The 18,953-nt window shown below is 66.6% G+C and carries 12 protein-coding genes and 2 pseudogenes; 7 read left to right on the plus strand and 7 right to left on the minus strand.

Annotated elements, in window-relative coordinates:
• Nucleotides 1-228: L-lactate permease (locus tag VET27_RS05565; RefSeq protein ID WP_526515942.1), on the plus strand; the 228-nt coding region annotated here is incomplete at its 5' end.
• A 45-nt stretch (nucleotides 229-273) separates the two neighbouring features.
• Nucleotides 274-1,629, plus strand: coding sequence for an FAD-binding oxidoreductase (locus VET27_RS05570; protein WP_526515965.1), 1,356 nt, complete (start codon nucleotides 274-276; stop codon nucleotides 1,627-1,629).
• Here the strand turns inward: VET27_RS05570 and VET27_RS05575 are convergent.
• The 3 genes and pseudogenes from VET27_RS05575 to VET27_RS05585 all read right to left on the minus strand — a co-directional run bounded on the left by VET27_RS05575 (nucleotide 1,622) and on the right by VET27_RS05585 (nucleotide 5,828).
• Nucleotides 1,622-4,810: an adenylate/guanylate cyclase domain-containing protein gene (locus VET27_RS05575; RefSeq protein ID WP_526515944.1), complete on the minus strand. Its 3,189-nt coding sequence runs from the start codon at nucleotides 4,808-4,810 to the stop codon at nucleotides 1,622-1,624. The genes VET27_RS05570 and VET27_RS05575 overlap by 8 nt on opposite strands.
• A gap of 189 nt (nucleotides 4,811-4,999) precedes the next feature.
• A pseudogene (locus VET27_RS05580) lies at nucleotides 5,000-5,456 on the minus strand (siderophore-interacting protein); the annotation flags it as partial.
• 123 nt (nucleotides 5,457-5,579) lie between these two features.
• Nucleotides 5,580-5,828, minus strand: a complete 249-nt coding sequence (locus VET27_RS05585; RefSeq protein ID WP_526515946.1) for a hypothetical protein — start codon at nucleotides 5,826-5,828, stop codon at nucleotides 5,580-5,582.
• A 199-nt stretch (nucleotides 5,829-6,027) separates the two neighbouring features.
• Between VET27_RS05585 and VET27_RS05590 the strand changes: the two genes are divergently transcribed.
• Both VET27_RS05590 and VET27_RS05595 read left to right on the plus strand, forming a co-directional pair.
• Nucleotides 6,028-7,278, plus strand: coding sequence for a cytochrome P450 (locus VET27_RS05590; RefSeq protein ID WP_526515948.1), 1,251 nt, complete (start codon nucleotides 6,028-6,030; stop codon nucleotides 7,276-7,278).
• Nucleotides 7,278-7,847, plus strand: coding sequence for a TetR/AcrR family transcriptional regulator (locus tag VET27_RS05595; RefSeq protein WP_526515950.1), 570 nt, complete (start codon nucleotides 7,278-7,280; stop codon nucleotides 7,845-7,847). The genes VET27_RS05590 and VET27_RS05595 overlap by 1 nt, the downstream gene beginning before the upstream one ends.
• A 3-nt stretch (nucleotides 7,848-7,850) precedes the next feature.
• On the opposite strand, the gene VET27_RS05600 is transcribed toward VET27_RS05595, so the two are convergent.
• The 3 genes from VET27_RS05600 to VET27_RS05610 form a co-directional block, all read right to left on the minus strand.
• Entirely contained in the window at nucleotides 7,851-10,229 is a 2,379-nt protein-coding gene (locus tag VET27_RS05600; protein WP_526515952.1) for an arylsulfatase, read from the minus strand.
• A 153-nt stretch (nucleotides 10,230-10,382) separates the two neighbouring features.
• Nucleotides 10,383-11,600: an acyltransferase family protein gene (locus VET27_RS05605; RefSeq protein WP_526515954.1), complete on the minus strand. Its 1,218-nt coding sequence runs from the start codon at nucleotides 11,598-11,600 to the stop codon at nucleotides 10,383-10,385.
• Nucleotides 11,597-13,270 carry a DEAD/DEAH box helicase gene (locus VET27_RS05610; protein ID WP_526515956.1) on the minus strand — a complete coding sequence of 558 codons (1,674 nt, stop codon included), beginning with the start codon at nucleotides 13,268-13,270 and terminating at the stop codon, nucleotides 11,597-11,599. The genes VET27_RS05605 and VET27_RS05610 overlap by 4 nt, the downstream gene beginning before the upstream one ends.
• A 73-nt stretch (nucleotides 13,271-13,343) precedes the next feature.
• Between VET27_RS05610 and VET27_RS05615 the strand changes: the two genes are divergently transcribed.
• Genes VET27_RS05615 through VET27_RS05625 form a run of 3 tightly spaced genes read left to right on the plus strand, consistent with a single transcriptional unit; the run spans nucleotide 13,344 to nucleotide 18,715 of the window.
• Nucleotides 13,344-13,907: an LppP/LprE family lipoprotein gene (locus VET27_RS05615; protein ID WP_526515958.1), complete on the plus strand. Its 564-nt coding sequence runs from the start codon at nucleotides 13,344-13,346 to the stop codon at nucleotides 13,905-13,907.
• 45 nt (nucleotides 13,908-13,952) lie between these two features.
• The gene (locus VET27_RS05620; RefSeq protein WP_526515961.1) at nucleotides 13,953-17,360 is read left to right on the plus strand and encodes a TM0106 family RecB-like putative nuclease; all 3,408 of its coding nucleotides are present in this window, start codon (nucleotides 13,953-13,955) and stop codon (nucleotides 17,358-17,360) included.
• Nucleotides 17,357-18,715 (plus strand): FAD-binding oxidoreductase, encoded by a 1,359-nt coding sequence (locus VET27_RS05625; RefSeq protein ID WP_526515963.1) that lies wholly within the window; start codon nucleotides 17,357-17,359, stop codon nucleotides 18,713-18,715. Before VET27_RS05620 ends, VET27_RS05625 begins: the two co-directional genes overlap by 4 nt.
• Before the next feature lies 1 nt (nucleotide 18,716).
• On the opposite strand, the pseudogene VET27_RS05630 reads toward VET27_RS05625, so the two are convergent.
• Nucleotides 18,717-18,953, minus strand: a pseudogene (locus tag VET27_RS05630) (hypothetical protein); the annotation flags it as partial.

Genomic DNA, 18,953 nt, shown 5'->3' on the forward strand with positions numbered 1-18,953 from the left:
GCCGCCAATCAGGCCGGGTTGTCGGAGATCCTGATGGCCGCCTCGAACAGTTCCGGAGGCGTGCTCGGCAAGATGATCTCGCCGCAGAACCTCGCCATCGCCGCCGCCGCGGTGGGTCTGAACGGCAAGGAAGGCGACATCTTCCGTCGCGTGATCGTCTGGAGTCTGGTCTTCCTGGTCGTGCTCTGCGCGCTTTCCGCGCTGCAAGCCTCGCCCGTGCTGTCGTGAACGGTGCCATGACGCACCTCGTAGCATCGACTGGTGAGCGCAGACATGCTGGTTGAACTGATCGCCGAGCTGCCCGACGGCACCGTCGTCACCGACCCCGACATCGTCGCGTCCTATCGACAGGACCGCGCCGCCGACCCGAACGCAGGCACCGCGATGGCCGTCGTCCGGCCACGCCGCACCGAGGAGGTGCAGGCCGTGATGCGCTGGGCCACCGCGCATCGCGTGCCGGTGGTCCCCCGCGGCGCAGGCACCGGTCTCTCCGGCGGCGCGACCGCTCTCGACGGTGGCATCGTGCTGTCCACCGAGCGCATGCGTGACATCACCGTCGACCCCGTGACCCGAACCGCCGTCACGCAGCCCGGCCTGTTCAACGCCGAGGTCAAGAAGGCCGTCGCCGAGTACGGACTTTGGTATCCGCCCGACCCGTCGTCGTTCGAGATCTGCAGCATCGGCGGGAACATCGCCACCAATGCGGGCGGCCTGTGCTGCGTGAAGTACGGCGTGACAACGGATTACGTCCTCGGCCTGCAGGTCGTGCTCGCCGACGGGACGGCAGTGCGGCTCGGCGGTCCGCGGTTGAAGGACGTCGCGGGGTTGAGCCTGACGAAACTCTTCGTCGGCAGCGAGGGCGCGCTCGGCATCGTCACCGAGGTGACGCTGCGACTGCTGCCGCCGCAACACCGTGGCTGCACGGTCGTCGCGTCCTTCGACGACGTGGATGCCGCAGCGAGGGCGGTCGTCACCATCACGGGCAAGATCCGGCCGTCGATGCTGGAGTTCATGGACGCCGTCGCCATCAACGCCGTCGAGGACAAGCTGAAGATGGGCCTCGACCGCAAGGCCGCCGCGATGATGGTCGCCGCGTCCGACGACAGGGGTCCCGCCGGATCGCAGGACGCCGAGTTCATGGCGCAGGCGTTCAAGGACGCCGGTGCGACGGAGGTGTTCTCGACCTCCGACCCCGACGAGGGCGAGGCCTTCGTCGCCGCGCGCCGCTTCGCCATCCCCGCCGTCGAGGCCAAGGGGTCGCTGCTGCTGGAGGACGTCGGCGTGCCACTGCCCGCGTTGGCGGACCTCGTCTCCGGCGTCGAGAAGATCGCCGAGCAGCACGCCCTGATGATCTCGGTGATCGCGCACGCGGGCGACGGCAACACCCACCCCTTGATCGTGTTCGACCCGTCCGACCATGCGGAGGCCGAGCGCGCACAGACTGCGTTCGGCGAGATCATGGACCTCGCCGTCAGCCTCGGCGGCACCATCACCGGGGAACACGGCGTCGGCCGACTCAAGCGGCCGTGGCTCGAGGGCTATCTGGGGCCGGAGGCGATGGAGCTGAACCAACGCATCAAGAAGGCGCTCGACCCGGACAACATCCTCAACCCCGGCGCTGCTATCTGACGTCGACCTCGACTGCCGGGCGCAATTGCAGCCGCTTCGCCGTTGCTACATGCCCTCGAGCATCTAGCTTCTCGGCAAGGGCGCGATAACGACCGACCGTCACCGTGTAGTCGGTGGAGTCGCCGACGGCGTCGGCAAGCAGCGCTCGACAGTGCAGGGGCCACAGTCGGGCCGCAGGCTCGTCGACCCAGTCAAGTGCCGCCACCAGTCTTGCTAGGACGTCGTGCGCCTGGGTCAATGCGGTCGACGTGCCCCGTGCAAGCAACAGCTTGATCAACTCCGTCGCCGGGTAACCGATGAAGAGAGTGTTTCCATCGTCGATCTCTTCGAGAAGCGTCGCATACAGGGCATCGATGGGCTGATCGCGGCGACCTTGCCGCGCCATTTCCGCAGCCAGGTCTGCTGCGACCTGGCTGCCGCCGACGTCGACGCCCTCCGCACGCGATCGACGCAGATACTCCATGCCTGCAGCGTCGTGGGCATCGCCGCTCGACAGCAATGCGGTGCCCAGCGCCCAGCGCGCAACGGCAAGGCCGTAGACGTCACCGAAGGCTTCAGCCTGAGATACCGCACTTCGCGACTCGTCGAGGATCAACTCGTCCACGACGACGAAACCCGCGACGAGCAGGTCGGCAAGGAGCCCGACCGCGATCGCGTGCGTAATCGGATCGGACTCTCGGCCCAGCGCCAACGCCAACCGCAGATCACGCCAGCCGTCGTCGTGCCCACCGGTCATAACCTTGATTGCCCCCGCCATGGCGATGGCGGGTGACAGATCATCGAGCGGTGCGGGCGGCCGCAGTCCCCGTAGCCGGTCGGTGGTGCGCAGTACCCCGTCAAAGTCATACGCCTCGTATTGCGCGGTCGCCACCGACACCAGCATTCCACCGAATTCCGTTGCCTTGATGTCGATCTCATCGATGAGCTCCGACAACTCAGCAGCCATCGCGGCGGCAGCCAGGGGTCGACCTTCGTCGATGACGAGCGCTGTCACCTTGCCCGACAACCCGATCGCCAACGCGGTCAGGTCACCCGACTCGGCTGTCAATCGACGCAACTGCTCGAGTTCCCCTTCAGTCGGAGCCGTGCCCACCTGCCAGGCCGACAGCATCAGCATCGCGCGCGGCAGCGTGCGCTTCGTCGTCACGTCGGCCCAGTCGTCTTCGAGTTCGTCGGCGATCAGTCTCGCTCGCTCCCAGCTTGCCCGCGCCCCCTTCATATCCCGGTGCCGCAACCACGTAGCAGCACGCAAGTACCACTCGTACGCGGACTCAAGGTCTCCCGCGACATCGAGGTGATGCGCAATCAACGGCGAATTTTCCTCGACGGCGACCGGATTGCGCTGCTCGATGGCCGCGGCCAGCCGCTTGTGAGAGTCGGATCGGACAGCGCCGAGTTGAGAGGCGTACGACACCTCACGCACCAGAGGGTGCCGAAACACGTACCGCGACATGGGAAAGAACTCCATCTGGTCGATGAACTCGGTTGCAACCAACCGTTGGAGCAGGCTGGTAGTCGCGCCGGGAATGAGCACTTGCAGCATCTGGGCGTCGAACTTTGACCCGATCACGGCGGCCGCGTTCAGAATTGCCTTCTCCGGGAACGTCAACCGGTCAATCCTGGCGGCCAACACGGATTGGATGGTCGCAGGCACTGCCACCGCCTCCAGATCGCCGACCAGCCGATAGTCGCCACGGTTGCCGACGAGAAAGCCCCGACCCACGAGGTCGCGAACGATTTCTTCGACGAAGAACGGATTCCCCGCGGACATTCCTGCGATGCGCTTGGCGACACCGTCCGTCGTCTGATGCCTACCAAGGATCTGCTCAACCAGGGCAATCGTCGCAGACGATCCCATTGCGGCCAAATCAATCGTCAAATCGGCGATTTCGCGTATTCGACCGTGATATTCCGGTCGGCAACTACCGACGAGAAACGACCGTGTCTCTGCTAGTGCCTCGATGAACCCAACGAGCACTTCGGAACTGGCCTCATCAACCCAGTGAAGGTCCTCGACGACGAAGAGACTCCGAGACTGCCGAGACTTCGCGACTCGGGACATCACGTCGATCAGCCTGCGACGGCGAGCGTTGGCGGTGATCTTCTGGGCATTCAGATCACCCGCGCCGATCGACATCAGGTCGAACACGATGAGGGCATCCTCAGAGTCCGGTTCCACGACACCGTCCAACTGCGCGGCGACATGGGCACGGGCGGCAGCGACATCCAATCGGCCGACGCTGAACATCGCGCGCAGAAATCGCGACAGCGCAAACAACGGGACCTGCGCGGTATGCGACTCGCACCGGGCGATCACGACGTCCGCGCCAGCGGCGGCCACTTCGGCTGCGAACTCCCGGAGGAGCCTGCTCTTGCCGAGACCCGGCTCACCAACCAGGGTCCCAACGTGCACCCGCGCGTTGCCAAAGGCGTTGAGCAGCGCCGCGAGATCGGCGTCTCGCCCGACCATCGGACCGTCATCGCGACCCATCACCGCGTACTCGGACCCGATCCCCACCAGTCGGCGCGCCGAGATCTGGCCACCCACCCCCTTCACGATGACGTGCTCAACGGGCCCGAGCCGAGCCGAGCGCTCAACGATGCGCGCCGTCGACTCGGAGCACAGGATCGTGCCCGGCGCCGCGGCACCCTCCATGCGCTGCGCTAGTCCGACCGGGTGTCCGAACGCGGTATAACTTCCCGGGCCCGGTCCGATGTCGCCGACGATCACCTCACCCGAGTTCAGACCGATTCGGAGCCGCAACTCGACCCCGTCCTTCGAAAGGACCTCTGCGGCCAGCGCCTTCACCACGGATTGAATGTCGAGAGCGGAGACGCACGCCCTCAAGGCGTGATCCTCCAGGGCAGTGGGAGCGCCGAAAACCGCCATCAGCCCGTCGCCGGTGAACTTGTCGACCGTGCCCTGATATCGCAGTACCACCGCCGCGGATCGATTGAACAGGTCGTACATGATCTCGCGCAGCCGCTCCGGGTCCAGCGCGGCAGCCAATCCCATCGAACCGACCACGTCCGCGAACAGCACCGTGACCTGCTTGCGCTCGCCAACCTCGCGACGCGAACTGATAGGTTGCCCGCACCCATCGCAGAATTTGGCCGAAGCACGGAGGTTGATTCCGCACCTGCGGCAACGCAGGTTCACCCCACCGAAATCAGGGTCCACGCCATGCCCCGTCTCACCGATGCCAAGGGCAGAAACGCTACCCGTGACGACAACGACAATTGGGCATTTCCGTCCGACACCTCAATTGGGGCAGAACAGCCCGACTGCTACGTCGGCGAGGTGGTGATCTGCCAATCGGCGGCCGCACGCTGCTGGCTCCAGAACTCGCGGAAACGACCGTAACGCTAGCTGTTCGAGATAGACCTCGATCGGAATGTCGTGCGGGAAGGCTTCGATGATGCCCTTGATCACGGGCGTCGAGGCCGGGTCGCCGATCAGCTGGTAGCCGGACGGCGCCTCGTCGGGAACGGAGAACGCGTGCGAACCCAACGACATAACGGAGATCGCCGCGCCGCACGCCACCGTGCGCGCCCATCTGCTAGCCGGCCCGGCCGGTTCGTGCAGCGCGACGTCCACCGCGAAGTGACCGCTGACGACGTCGGCCTCGGAGATCGTTTACGCGCGTTGGAACTCCGCGTCGGTGCCGTCGGGATCGGGGAACCAGAACCGCAGCCACGACGTCGGTTCGGCCACCGCGTCCTCGAAGAGGGTCGACGAGACCATCCGCACCCGGAGGGAGTGCGATGCCAGTCGCTCGGTCTCAAGTACCGTCGCCTTGGTCGCGCGCGCCGAACCCGCGCAGCATCACTCCCGCCAGTTCTGCGCCAGGGCGGTGACCTCCGCGGGTTGCACAGCCATGGCGCAGAAGTCGGCGACCGGACGCGGGCAAGCCCTCCCCTGTCATGGGAAGGGCTTCCCGGTCAAGAGCTCACTTCATGTGATTGGGGCCGTGGTGGCTCTGCCAGCCGGGCGCCTGTCCAGGCGCGGGGGTGGCGTAGGTGTCCGGGTAGTACTGGTAGCCGGGGCCGGTCGGGCCCGGTGCGATGGTGGTGGTCGGGGCGACGGGACCGGCCGTGGCGTTGGCCATGCCGGCCAGGCCGAGGGTCCCGCCGATGATTCCGGCGGCCATTGCCGGGACGGCGCAGAAGCGGGCGAAGTTGCGGGCGATGTCGGTCATTTTCATCAATCCTTCTGTGTGAGCTAGTGTTTCGGGTGACCTCCGGGGTATTCCGGCGATGAAATGACTATGTCGCGGCGAGTCGGCGGTGTCAGTCGGGCAACCGGTGGACGTAGCGGTTGAATCACACCTCCCCCTATCGGGGGATCTCGCCAGAGCTGTCGTTGACATCAAAGCTCGACTGTCGTATTCATAAGACATGACAGCGACTTTGTCTCACGGCCTTCCGGCGCAGTTCCATTTAGCTACGCCAACCACCTGGACGGACCCGTGGCCGATGTACCGGGCGCTGCGCGACCACGATCCGGTGCACCACGTGATCCCCGAGGTGAAGCCCGGCAGCGTCGAGCCCGGGGACTACTACGTGCTCTCCCGACACGCCGACATCTTCACGGCGGCCCGCGACCACCAGACCTTCTCCTCGGCCCAGGGCCTGACGGTCAACTACGGCGAATTGGAGCTGATCGGCCTGGCGGACAACCCGCCGATGGTCATGCAGGACCCACCAGTGCACACCGAGTTCCGCAAGCTGGTCTCCCGCGGATTCACGCCGCGACAGGTGGAGGCCGTCGAGCCTAAGGTCCGCGAGTACGTCGTCGAGCGCATCGAGGCGCTGCGCGCCAACGGCGGTGGCGACATCGTCGCCGAACTGTTCAAGCCGCTGCCATCGATGGTGGTGGCGCACTATCTCGGCGTGCCCGAGGCCGATCGCGATCAGTTCGACGGGTGGACCGACGCGATCGTCGCCGCCAACACCGCCGAAGGCGGCATCGGAGGAGCGCTGGAAACACTCGGCGACGCGCTCGGCGGGATGATGGCCTACTTCACCGCGCTGATCGAACGCCGTCGAGTCGAGCCCGGCGACGACACCGTCTCGCATCTGGTGGCCGCGGGCGTGGGCGCGGACGGCGACATCGCAGGTGTGCTGTCGATTCTCGCGTTCACCTTCACGATGGTCACCGGCGGCAACGACACCACCACCGGTATGCTGGGCGGCTCGGTGCAGCTGTTGCACCAGCGACCCGACCAGCGCAGGCTCTTGGCCGAGAATCCCGCAATGATCAGCGATTCCGTCGACGAGTTCCTGCGCCTCACGTCGCCCGTACAGATGCTGGGCCGCACCTTGACCCGTGACGTGACGATCGGCGACGCCACCATTCCCGAAGGTCGACGCGTGATGTTCCTCTACGGCTCGGGCAACCGCGACGAGCGCCAATACGGCAACGACGCAGGCGAACTCGACGTCACGCGCAAACCCCGCAACATCCTGACGTTCAGTCACGGAGCACACCACTGCCTCGGGGCCGCTGCGGCGCGCATGCAGTCACGCGTGGCGCTCGAGGAGCTCTTGGCACGGATCCCCGACTTCGACGTCGACGAGGACGACATCGTCTGGGCCGGAGGCAGTTACGTGCGCCGACCGTTGTCGGTGCCGTTCACGGTCACGTGATGGCAGGCGACTGGCTGGCCGAACGACGCACCGAGGTCGCCGCGGACCGCATCCTCGACGCCGCCGACGACCTGTTCACCCGGCATGAGGCCGCCACCGTGGGCATGAACGAAATCGCAAGGGCGGCAGGCTGTTCGCGTGCGACCGTGTACCGCTATTTCGAGAGCCGCGACGCCCTTTACACCGCCTACGTGCATCGGGAGACCTACCGGGTGTTCCGCGAGATGGGTGTTCGGATTGCAGGCATCGCCGATCCGCGCGAGCGGTTGCTGGCAGGTGTAGTCGCATCTCTGCGGAGCGTCCGCGAAAGTCCCTCCCTGTCATCGTGGTTCGCCTCGGCCCAGCGGCCGATCGGCGGTGAGATGGCCGAGCGTTCCGAGGTGATCAAGGCGCTGACGGAGTCGTTCCTGCGATCGATGGAGATGGCCGACGTCGAACGACGCGCCCGCTGGCTGGTGCGCGTGATGATCTCGCTCTTGGTGTTTCCCGGGCACGACGAGGCCGATGAACGCGCGATGCTCACTGAGTTCGTGATGCCGCTGATGGTCCAGGGGCTGCCGACGGGCTGATCGCTACTGCCGGGCCATCGCGATCCGGAAGCGCTCGTCGGCATCGATGTAGTGGTCGGCGTCCTTGGCATCCTCGCCGAGGTCGATCTGCACCCAGTTGACCGTGCCGCTGAACTTGCTGGTGTGGGCGGTGTAGTCGGGGCTGACCGTGGTGCCGGTTTGACGGCCGACGTCGGTCGTCTCGTCGGCTGAGAAGACGACGGGCTGGGTCTGCTCAACCCGTCCCACGCCGACCTGCCTGCCGTCGTAATACAGCGTGACGCCGCCACCCTTGCCCATGCCACCGCCGTCATAGGCGAACTCCATCCGCACCTGGGCGTTACCCGTCGGAATCACCTCGGTGGCCTCGGTCGCGTAGGCCTCGATGCCCAGCACGTTGTAGCAGAACTTGGCCCGACCTTCCTTGGCGTAGAGACTCCATCCGCCGTACCGGCCGCCCTGGGCGATGATCACGCCCTCGGCTCCGCCGTCGGGCACCACCAACTCGCAGGTGAGGGCGAACGACTTGTTCTTGATGTCGACGACGCTGTTCTCCGACAGTCGCCCCATGCCGCCGAGCAGCAGTTGGGTGTTGCCCTTGATCAGCGTGGGCCGGCCCGCCAGATCGGGGATGAAGCGCTCGACCTGCCGGTCGTCCAACGGCAGCACGTTGTACTTGACCGCTTCGATCAGCCAGAGGCGCTGCAGTTCGTGCAGCTTGTCGGGATTCTCCTTCGACATGTCCTTGGATTGCGTCCAGTCCGTGCTGCCGTCGTAGAGTTCCCAGACGTCGTCGTCGAACTTCGGCATGACGGCCCCACTCATCTCCCAGGGCGTGCGGTGTTTGGTCACCGCGCTCCACCCCTTGTGGTAAATCCCTCTGTTGCAGAACATCTCGAAGTACTGCGTCTGGTGTCGCTCGGCAGCCTCAGCATCGTTGAAGCTGTACCGCATGCTGGTGCCCTCATAGGGGCTCTGCATGACGCCGTTGACCAACGTCGGCTCCGGGATGCCCGCCGCCTCCAACACGGTGGGCGCGAAATCGATGACGTGGGTGAACTGGTTGCGAATGCCGCCCTTCTCGGTGATCCCGGCGGGCCAGGACACGATGGTGCCGTTACGGGTACCGCCCCAGTGCGACGCCACCTGCTTGGTCCACTGATACGGCGCGTCCATCGCCCACGCCCAGCCGACGGCGTAGTGACCGTAGGAGCCTTCACCACCGAACTCGTCGATCTTGGACATCATGAACTCGGGGGTTTCGATGGCTGCCATGCCATTGAAGTTGGCCATCTCGTTGAACGCGCCCTGCAGAGTGCCCTCGGCCGAGGCACCGTTGTCGCCGATCACCAGGTAGACCAGCGTGTTGTCCATGACGGGTGCCAGCGCGTCGAGCAGCCGTCCGACGTGATGATCGGTGTGCTCCATGAACGCGGCGTACACCTCCATCTCGCGTTCCAGCACCGGCTTGAGTTCGGGCTCCATGTCATCCCAGGCCGGGATCTCCTCGTGGCGCGGCGTGAGCACCGCATCAGGCGGAATGACGCCCAGTTCCTTCTGCCGCTCGAAGGTGATCTCGCGCTGGCGGTCCCAACCGTGAGCGAACTTGCCCTCGTACTTCTCGATCCACTCGGGCGGCACCTGGTGTGGCGCGTGGGTGGCGCCGGGCGCGAAGTACATGAAGAACGGCTTGTCCGGCAGAAGCGCCTTCTGCTGCCGCGCCCAGCCGATCGCCTTGTCAGCCAGATCCTCGGTCAGGTGATAGCCCTCGGCCGGCGTCTTGGGCGGTTCGATGGGAGTGGTCCCCTCGTACAGCGCCGGGTCCCACTGGTTGTTCTCGCCGCCGATGAAACCGTAGAAGTACTCGAACCCGCCGCCACCGGACGGCCACGCGGTGAACGGTCCCGCCGGGCTGGTCTGCCAAACCGGTACCTCGTGGCACTTGCCGAACTGAGCGGTCGAATAGCCGTTGAGCTTGAGGGTCTCCGCGAGCGGCGCCTTCGTGTTCGGCCGTACCGAGCTGTAACCGGGCGCTGCGGTGGCGATTTCGGTGATGCCACCCATTCCCACCGAGTGGTGGTTGCGGCCGGTGAGCAACGCCTGGCGGGTCGGTGAACACAACGCCGTGGTGTGAAAGCGCGTGTACTTCAACCCTCCTGCGGCGAGCTTCTCGAAGTTGGGGGTGTCGCATGGCCCGCCGAACGCGCTACTGGCGCCGTAGCCCACGTCGTCGATCAGAATGACCACCACGTTGGGGGCACCCTCTGGTGGTCGGACGTCTCTGATCGGCGGATAGCTCGTGTCGGGGTCCTTGGCGTCGTACGTGGTCAGCCCAATGTGGGCGACGTCGGGAATGGGAAGGACGTCACGCCGAACCACGGGCGGTTGCTCGGATGAAGGCACGTACTGATCCGTTCGCCGAAGTGCTCGCCCGCGAGAGCGATCCCGAACCACTCTGCTTGAGCCCGAGGGCCAAAGACTATGCGGCTCCGAGAGCGCTGGCACCGCTATTGACGGATGCGACAGGACACGTTCAGTGGCCGGTCTAACGTTGGTCTAACGTGGATTACCCCCATGCCACTCCCGTGAGAAGCGTGGGGGTAATCCACGTTCGGCGAGAGAACTAGAGGGCGCGCGCACCCGCGTGAAGCGATGCAACAGCCACGCCAACGGGACCGTCACCGCCAGCGTGACCACGAACAGCCAGAACATCGAGCCGGTGTAGATCGGAAAGCGCAGGATTTCGACCATCACCAGCTCCATGGTGACGAGGTGGATCAGGAAGATCTCGTAGGAGATCTCGCCGAGGAAAACCATCGGCCTGCTCGCCATCAACTGCGCATACCAGCCGCGTGCGCCGTCACTCCCTCTGAGCGCCAGCGGGGCCACCAGGAGTGTCGAGATGACGGCATAGAACAGCGTCTTGGCCAGTCCCTCGCGGAGTTCGGCCGGCGACGTGGTCGGCGCCCCGGCGAGTGGCGTCGAGGCGATGAAGTAGCAGGCCAGGGCCAGCGGGACGCACACCATCGCATAGGCCTTCACGCCGAGCGGCAACAGCGCCGCGAGCAACATGCCGCCGACGAACCACATCAGGTACGTGGGCAACCAAAGCTGCGCGCCGTCGGGCAGGAACTCGGTGGTGTGCACCAGCACCAACCACGCCGGGGAGACGAGCGCGAGCACGGCCAGCCCCAGGACCAGCCGCTGCGGGTGCCACTCCCGCCGGCACAGCACCACCAGCAACAGGTAGGCCAACAGCGGCAGCGCCACGTAGAACGCCGCTTCGACGGCCAGGCTCCACATCTGGGTCAGACCCTGGTGCAGATAGGAGAACAGGTAGTCGTCGGTGTAGATCTGCGTCAGCGTCAGGTTGCGAAACAACCCCATCCAGGTGTGACCGGGATTCGGCCCCGCCGTACGGAAGTGGTACACGAGGTACGCCGCGAGCACCGTGATGACGTAGGCGGGCATGATGCGCCGCACCCGGTGCCACGCGTAGCGGCGCAGCGACGGCGGCGAGTAGCCCACGGAGTCGGGCCGCCGACGACCATCGGCCGAGGCGGCCGCGCGCACCCACGGCGCGAACAACAGGAAGCCGGACAGGACGAAGAAGATCGGTACGCCGATCTCCATGCGGGAGTAGACCAGTCCGACGTAGCCGTGGGTGTACTTACCCGTGGTGTACGCCGCATGGGTGAGCATCACGAGTATCGCGGCGACCGCGCGGATGCCAGTTAGTGAGGCGACGCGCCCAGATGAGTCAGTCGACGTCACTTCGGCTTGTGATGATGACTCGGGCCGCGGTCTTGTTTGAGGTCGATGAGCACACCTGAGATACGGGTGTGCTCAAGCTTCTTCAGCGTCTCCCTGGGGAGCTTCGCAGGCAACTCGACGAGCGAGTGGTCCATCTTGATCGTGATGTGGCCGAAGTCGCTGCGGTGCAATCCACCCTCGTTGGCGATCGCACCGACGATGGATCCGGGACCGACCTTGTGCCGCTTGCCGACCGCGATGCGATAGGTGGCGAGGTCACTGCGGACGTTGTCGCGGCGCTTGCGCGGCGGGCCGTCGTCACGGTCCGGACGCTCGCGGCGCTTCTCCGGTGGCGGTTCGGTCATCAGGAACTCGCCACCGCCGCGGCTCTGCACAGCCAGCGCGGCGGCGATCTCGGCCGTCGGCACGTCGTGGTCGCGCTCGTAGCCCTCGATCAGCTTGCGGAACAACTCGATTCCCGGCGCATTGAGCGCCTCGGTGATCGACTCCCGGAACTTCTCCACCCGTTTGTCGTTGACGTCGTCGACCGACGGCAGCTGCGACTCGACGAGTTTCTGCCGGGAGACCCGCTCGATCGAATTCAGCAGATGCTTCTCGCGAGGCGTGACGAACAACACCGCCGCGCCCGACCGTCCGGCCCGCCCGGTGCGTCCGATCCGATGCACGTACGACTCGGGATCGTGCGGTATGTCGTAATTCAACACGTGCGAGATGCGCTCGACGTCCAACCCGCGCGCCGCCACGTCGGTGGCGATCAGGATGTCGATGGTGCCGTCCTTGAGCTGGGCGATGGTGCGCTCCCGGACGGCCTGCGCAATGTCGCCGTTGATCGCCGCGGCCGAGAAACCCCGCGCCCGCAGTTTCTCGGCGACCTCTTCGGTGGCCTGCTTGGTGCGGACGAACACGATCATCGCCTCGAACGGCTCGACCTCCAGCAGTCGGGTGAGCGCGTCCATCTTGCGCGGTCCGGCGACCTGTATGTACCGCTGCGAGATGTTCTCGGCCGTAGCGGTCTTGGACTTGACCAGCACCTGGACGGGATCGTGCAGGTACTTGGAGGTGATCTTGCGGATCGCGGGCGGCATGGTGGCCGAGAACAGCGCCACCTGCTTGTACTCGGGCGTCTCGGACAGGATCCGCTCGACGTCCTCGGCGAAGCCCATCTGCAGCATCTCGTCGGCCTCGTCGAGCACCATGTAGTCCAGGTGCGAGAGGTCGAGGCTGCCCTTCTCGAGGTGGTCGATGACGCGGCCGGGCGTGCCGACCACCACCTGCGCACCGCGCTTCAGGCCGGCCAGCTGCGGGCCGTAGGACGATCCGCCGTAGATGGGCAGCACGTGGACGGGCAGATGTGCGCCGTACCGGCTGAACGCCTCCGCGACCTGGAGCGCCAACTCGCGCGTCGGCGCCAGCACCAGGGCCTGCGTGGTGCGACTGGAGGTGTCGATCCTGGACAAGATCGGGATGGCGAACGCCGCGGTCTTGCCCGTTCCGGTCTGCGCGAGACCGACGACGTCGGAGCCTGCCAGCATCGGCGGAATCGTGGCGGCCTGGATGGCCGACGGCGACTCGTAACCGACATCGGCGAGGGCCTGCAGCACCGACGGGTGAATCTGCAGGTCAGCAAAGGTTAGGTCGGCGCTCGTCGCGTCGGGATCATCAGAGCTCATCGGTTTGGGAGTCTACGGGTACTCGCAGCTCTCGCAGCCGCGATGCCAAGGAGAGGCGGTACGGTTGCGCTTCGTGAGATGCCGGTGGTGGTTCGCGGTTCTGGCGGCGACGGCGGTGCTGGTGGCACTGGCCGGCTGCGGTGCGAGCGATTCGACCGTGTCCAAGACACCCGAGGCTCCCGTGGCTCCGGCCGAGACGGCGCCGCCGGCCCCAGCCCCCACCGTTGCCTCCGGCCCATCGCCCACACCAGCGCCCGCCGACCCGTGCGCGATCAACCTCGGCGCGCCCGAGATCGCCAAGGCCGTCTCCGAGCTGCCGCGAGACCCGCGCAGCGGCCAGCCGTGGAGTTCGGAACCGCTGGCGGGCAACTACAACGAATGTGCGCAGCTGTCGGCGATCGTCATCAAGGCAAACACCAACGCCGACAATCCGAACACCCGCGCCGTGCTGTTCCACCTCGGCAAGGTCATCCCGACGGGCGTGCCGGACACCTACGGCTTCAACGGTCTCGACGAATCGGCAACCACCGGCGACACGATCGCCCTGATGTACCTCAACGAGGCCAGCGGACTCAAGAGCGTCGTCCGGTTCCGCTGGAACGGCAACGGCGTCGAGCTGATCGGCAACACGGGCTAACGGCACGCCGACTCGATGTCGGGCCGCTGACCTACAGTTGCGGACGTGTTCGTCATCGACGACCGCGTCGTCTACAGCGCATCCGACCTCGCCGCCGCGGCGCGGTGCGAGTACGCCTTGCTGCGCGCCTTCGACGCGACGCTCGGACGCGGCCCGCAGATCCTCGTCGAGGACGAACTGCTCGTCCGCACATCCACTCTCGGCGACGAGCACGAGCGCCGACAGCTCGACGACCTGCGCGCCGAGTTCGGCGACGTCACCGTCATCGGCCGCCCGAAGTACACCGCCGCGGGCCTGCGCGCCGCATTCGATCAGACGATGCGCGCGGTCGAGAGCCGTTCGTCGGTCATCTACCAGGCGGCGATGTTCGACGGCCGGTTCGTGGGCTTCGCGGACTTCCTCATCCTCGAGGACGGCCAATACCGCGTCGCCGACACCAAGCTGGCGCGCTCGGCCAAGGTGGAAGCTCTGCTCCAATTGGCGGCATACGCCCACACGCTCGACACCGCAGGGGTCCCCGTCGCCCCTGAGGCCGAGATCCTGCTCGGCGACGGCGCGCTCGCCCGCTACCGGCTCGACGAGCTAATTCCCGTCTACCTGCCGCGCCGCGCCGCACTGCAACGGTTGCTCGACGAGCACTACGCGGACGGGCACCCGGTCATCTGGGCCGACGAACAGGTCCGCGCCTGCTTCCGCTGCCCCGAGTGTGCGATCCAGGTGCGTGCGCACGACGATCTCCTGCTCGTCGCGAACATGCGGGTGAGTCAACGTGCCCGGCTGATCGAGGCCGGGGTCGACACCCTCACCGCGCTGGCGGCGCATACGGGCGGCGTCCCGGGCCTCTCGACGAGGACCACCGCCTGCCTGGTCTCGCAGGCCGCCCTTCAGGTGGCGCCGCGCCCCGACGGCAAGCCGCCGTACGAGCTGGTCGATGCGCAACCGCTGATGGTGCTTCCCGACCCCGACAAGGGTGACCTGTTCTTCGACTTCGAGGGCGACCCGCTGTGGACGGCGGACGGCCGGGACTGGGGTCTGGAGTACCTGTTCGGCGTGCTCGGCATGACGGGTGAGTTCACCCCGCTTTGGGCCCACGACCGCGCCGACGAGCGCAAGGCGCTCGTCGACTTCCTGGCGCTGGTCCGCAAGCGCCGCAAGCGCCATCCCAAGATGCACGTCTACCACTACGCCGCCTACGAGAAGTCGGCGCTGCTGCGCCTGGCGGGCAGACACGGCGTCGGCGAGGACGAAGTGGACGACCTGCTGCGCAACGGCGTGCTGGTCGACCTCTTCCCCTTGGTACGCAAGAGCGTTCGCGTCGGGACCGAGAACTACAGCATCAAGTCGCTGGAGCCGCTGTACATGGGTTCGCAGCTGCGCTCCGGCGACGTCACCAACGCCACCGCCTCGATCACGCAGTACGGGCAGTTCTGCGAACTGCGGGCGCAAGGACGTCACGACGAAGCGGCCACCGTGCTCAAGGACATCGAGGAGTACAACCACTACGACTGCACCTCGACCCGGCGCCTGCGCGACTGGTTGATGAAGCTGGCCATCGAGAATGCGGTGCCACCGATGGGCCCGCAGCCGGTCACCGACGGCGGCGACGTCGAAGTGGACGACCAGGTGGCGCGCACGCTGGCCAAGTTCGTCGGCGACCACCCCACCGCCCGCAGCGTCGAGCAGACCGCCGTGGCGATGGTGGCCGCCGCGCGCGGCTTCCACCGGCGGGAGGACAAGCCCTACTGGTGGGGGCACTTCGACCGGCTCAACAACCCGGTCGACGAGTGGTCCGACGACAACGGCGTATTCATCGCCGAAGACGCGGAGATCGTCGTCGACTGGTGCGTTCCGAAGGGTGCGCGCAAGCCTCAGCGCCGTGTACTGCTCACCGGAGCGATCGCCACCGGCGACCTGGATGGTGGCATGTACGCCCTGTACGACCCGCCCGCACCCGCAGGCCTGGCCGACGACCCGGACCGGCGCGGGTTCGGCGGGGTGGAGGTGCTCGAATGCGACGACCCGGAGGCACCCACCAAAGTCCTCGTCCTCGAGCGCCAGCCGAAGAACGGTGACGTCTTCGATCAGACGCCGTTCGCGCTCACACCCGGTCCCCCGATCCCGACGCCCAAGCAACGGGAGGCCATCGACGCCACGGCCGGTGAGGTCGCCGCCGGGCTTCCGGGCCTGCCGCCGACCGCCGTCATGGACATCCTGCTGCGCAGCGCTCCCCGCACCAGATCGGGCAATGGCCTGCCCCGCGGCGGCGACGCGGTCGCCGACATCACCGTCGCACTGCTCGACCTCGACTCGTCGTACCTCGCCGTGCACGGTCCGCCGGGAACGGGCAAGACGCACACGGCGTCCCGCGTCATCGCGACGCTCGTCAACGACCACGGTTGGCGCATCGGCGTGGTGGCCCAGTCGCACGCCGTGGTGGAGAACCTGTTCCGCGACGTGCTCGGCGCGGGGGTGGACCCGGGGCGGGTCGCCAAGAAGCCCGGTGGCCACAACCCGGCGTGGCAGGAGATCGACGGAAGCGGCTACGCGGCTTTCATCGCGGGCCATGACGGCTGCGTCATCGGTGGAACCGCGTGGGACTTCGCGAACGACACCAGGGTTCCGCCGGGGTGTCTCGACCTTCTGGTCGTCGAGGAGGCCGGTCAGTTCAGCGTCGCCAACACCATCGCGGTCGCGCGGTCGGCGAGCAATCTGTTGCTGCTCGGCGACCCCCAGCAGCTGCCCCAGGTCACCCAGGGCACCCACCCGGAACCGGTCGACGTCTCGGCGCTCGGCTGGCTCATCGACGGTCAGAACACCCTGCCCGAGGAACTCGGCTACTTCCTCGAATGCACCTTCCGCATGCATCCGGCGGTGTGCGCACCGGTATCCAAGCTGTCCTACGACGGCAGGTTGCACAGTGTCGAATCCATCACCGCCGCAAGGATTCTCGACGGTGTCGAACCCGGCGTGCATCTGCTGTCCTTCGAACATCAGGGCAACTCGGTCGACAGCCCCGAGGAAGCCGACGCGATCGTCGCGGAGGTCACGAGGCTGCTCGGAACACCCTGGACGGACGAGGACGGCACCCGGCCGCTGGCGCAGAAGCACGTCCTGGTCGTCACGCCGTACAACGCGCAGGTGGTGATGCTGCGGCAGCGCCTGGACGGCGCCGGACTGACAGATGTGCGCGTCGGCACGGTGGACAAGTTCCAAGGCCAGCAGGCACCCGTCGTCTTCGTCTCGATGACGGCCTCGTCGATCGACGACGTACCCCGCGGAATCTCGTTCCTGCTGAACCGCAATCGGCTCAACGTCGCCGTGAGCCGAGCCAAGTACGCGGCGATCATCGTCCGATCCACGCTGCTGACGGACTACCTGCCGTCCACCCCGGACGGCCTGATCGATCTCGGCGCGTTCCTGTCATTGTCGGCGTGTGATACACCCACGGAGTGACTGAAGCGCTGACCGACCGACTCGCGGCGATTGTCGGCGCCAAGTACGTCAGCACCGATCCCGACGTCCTGGCCGGCCGCTGCGTCGACTACACCGGCCGGTATCGAGGCGGCGCGACTGCCCTGGTGCGGCCGGGTTCCGACGACGAGGTCGCCGCGGTGTTGCGGACGTGTCGTGATGCGGGGGCCTACGTCACCGTGCAGGGCGGGCGGACGTCGCTGGTCGCGGGCACCGTTCCCGAGCACGACGACGTCCTGCTCTCCACCGAACGACTTTCGGCCATCGGCGAGATCGACACCGTCGAACGCCGGGTCCGCGTAGGTGCGGGAGCGACGCTCGCGGCGGTCCAGCGGGCCGCGAAGCAAGCCGGCCTGGTGTTCGGCGTCGACCTCGCGGCGCGCGACTCGGCGACCGTGGGCGGCATGGCGTCGACGAACGCGGGCGGGTTACGCACCGTGCGCTACGGCAACATGGGCGAGCAGATCCTGGGCCTCGAGGTGGCGCTCACCGACGGGTCGGTGGTGCGCCGCCACAGCGAAGTGCGCAGCGACAACACGGGTTACGACCTGGCGTCCCTCTTCGTCGGCGCAGAGGGCACACTGGGAGTGCTTACGAGTCTAGACCTGCGGCTGTATCCCACTGCGGTCCATAGGGTTACGGCGATCGCAGGATTCAACGACCTCAACTCACTAGTCGACGCCGGACGCGAGTTCCGCGACGCCGACGGCATTGCCGCCCTGGAACTGATCGACGCTCGGGCCAGCGCACTGACCGCCGAACACATGGGTGTCGGCGCCGCCGTCGACGGCGCGTGGCAGTTGCTCGTCGAACTCGCGGGCGACGTCGACCACACCGAGCGACTGGCCGACCTCCTCGACGGCGCCGAACTTGCCGGTGAACCCGCCGTCGGGGTCGACGCCGCCACCCAGCACCGCCTCTGGCAGGTCCGCGAGGCCGTCGCCGACGTGCTGGGCGTTTACGGACCGCCGCTGAAATTCGATGTCTCACTCCCACTTTCGATGATCGACCAGTTCGCCACTGCAGCGACCGAGTTGGTCTACGAGCACGAGCCCGACGCCATCCCCGTGCTGTTCGGTCACATCGGCGAGGGGAACCTGCACCTCAACCTGGTGCGCTGCGTGCTCGACGCCGAGCGTGAACGGGCCCTGTACTCGGCGATGATGTCATTGATCGCCGCGTGCCGCGGCAACGTCAGTTCCGAGCACGGAGTGGGATCCCGCAAGCGGGACTACCTGACGATGTCGCGCACCGAGGCCGACATCACCGCCATGCGTGCACTGAAGACGGCATTCGATCCGGAGGGTCGTCTGAATGCCGCGGTGCTCTTCGACTGACTCAGTCGCGAAAGCGCATCGAATGCCTGCCGTAGGTTCCCGCGTCGTCGTCCCCGTGGCACTCGTCGCGAGAGTGCCTCCCGCTCCGCGGTGACGGAGCCGACGGGACCTGGAAAGTCGGTTCCGACTCGACGTGAAAACCGTTGTGGGCCAAACTGATCGGCATGGGCTCCGGAGTGCGCGCGTGGGTCGGTTCGTCCAGCAGCTCGTCGAGAATGCTGTGCCACGGGGCACGCCC

It is taken from the genome of Mycobacterium sp. (genome assembly GCF_035633495.1).
Lineage (GTDB): Bacteria > Actinomycetota > Actinomycetes > Mycobacteriales > Mycobacteriaceae > Mycobacterium.

What these genes read in the sequence shown, in the direction of transcription:
- VET27_RS05610 (WP_526515956.1), bottom strand. Translation starts at nt 13,270, where the DNA reads ATGAGCTCTGATGATCCCGACGCGACGAGCGCCGACCTAACCTTTGCT.
- VET27_RS05590 (WP_526515948.1), top strand. Translation starts at nt 6,028, where the DNA reads ATGACAGCGACTTTGTCTCACGGCCTTCCGGCGCAGTTCCATTTAGCT.
- VET27_RS05585 (WP_526515946.1), bottom strand. Translation starts at nt 5,828, where the DNA reads ATGACCGACATCGCCCGCAACTTCGCCCGCTTCTGCGCCGTCCCGGCA.
- VET27_RS05595 (WP_526515950.1), top strand. Translation starts at nt 7,278, where the DNA reads ATGGCAGGCGACTGGCTGGCCGAACGACGCACCGAGGTCGCCGCGGAC.
- VET27_RS05570 (WP_526515965.1), top strand. Translation starts at nt 274, where the DNA reads ATGCTGGTTGAACTGATCGCCGAGCTGCCCGACGGCACCGTCGTCACC.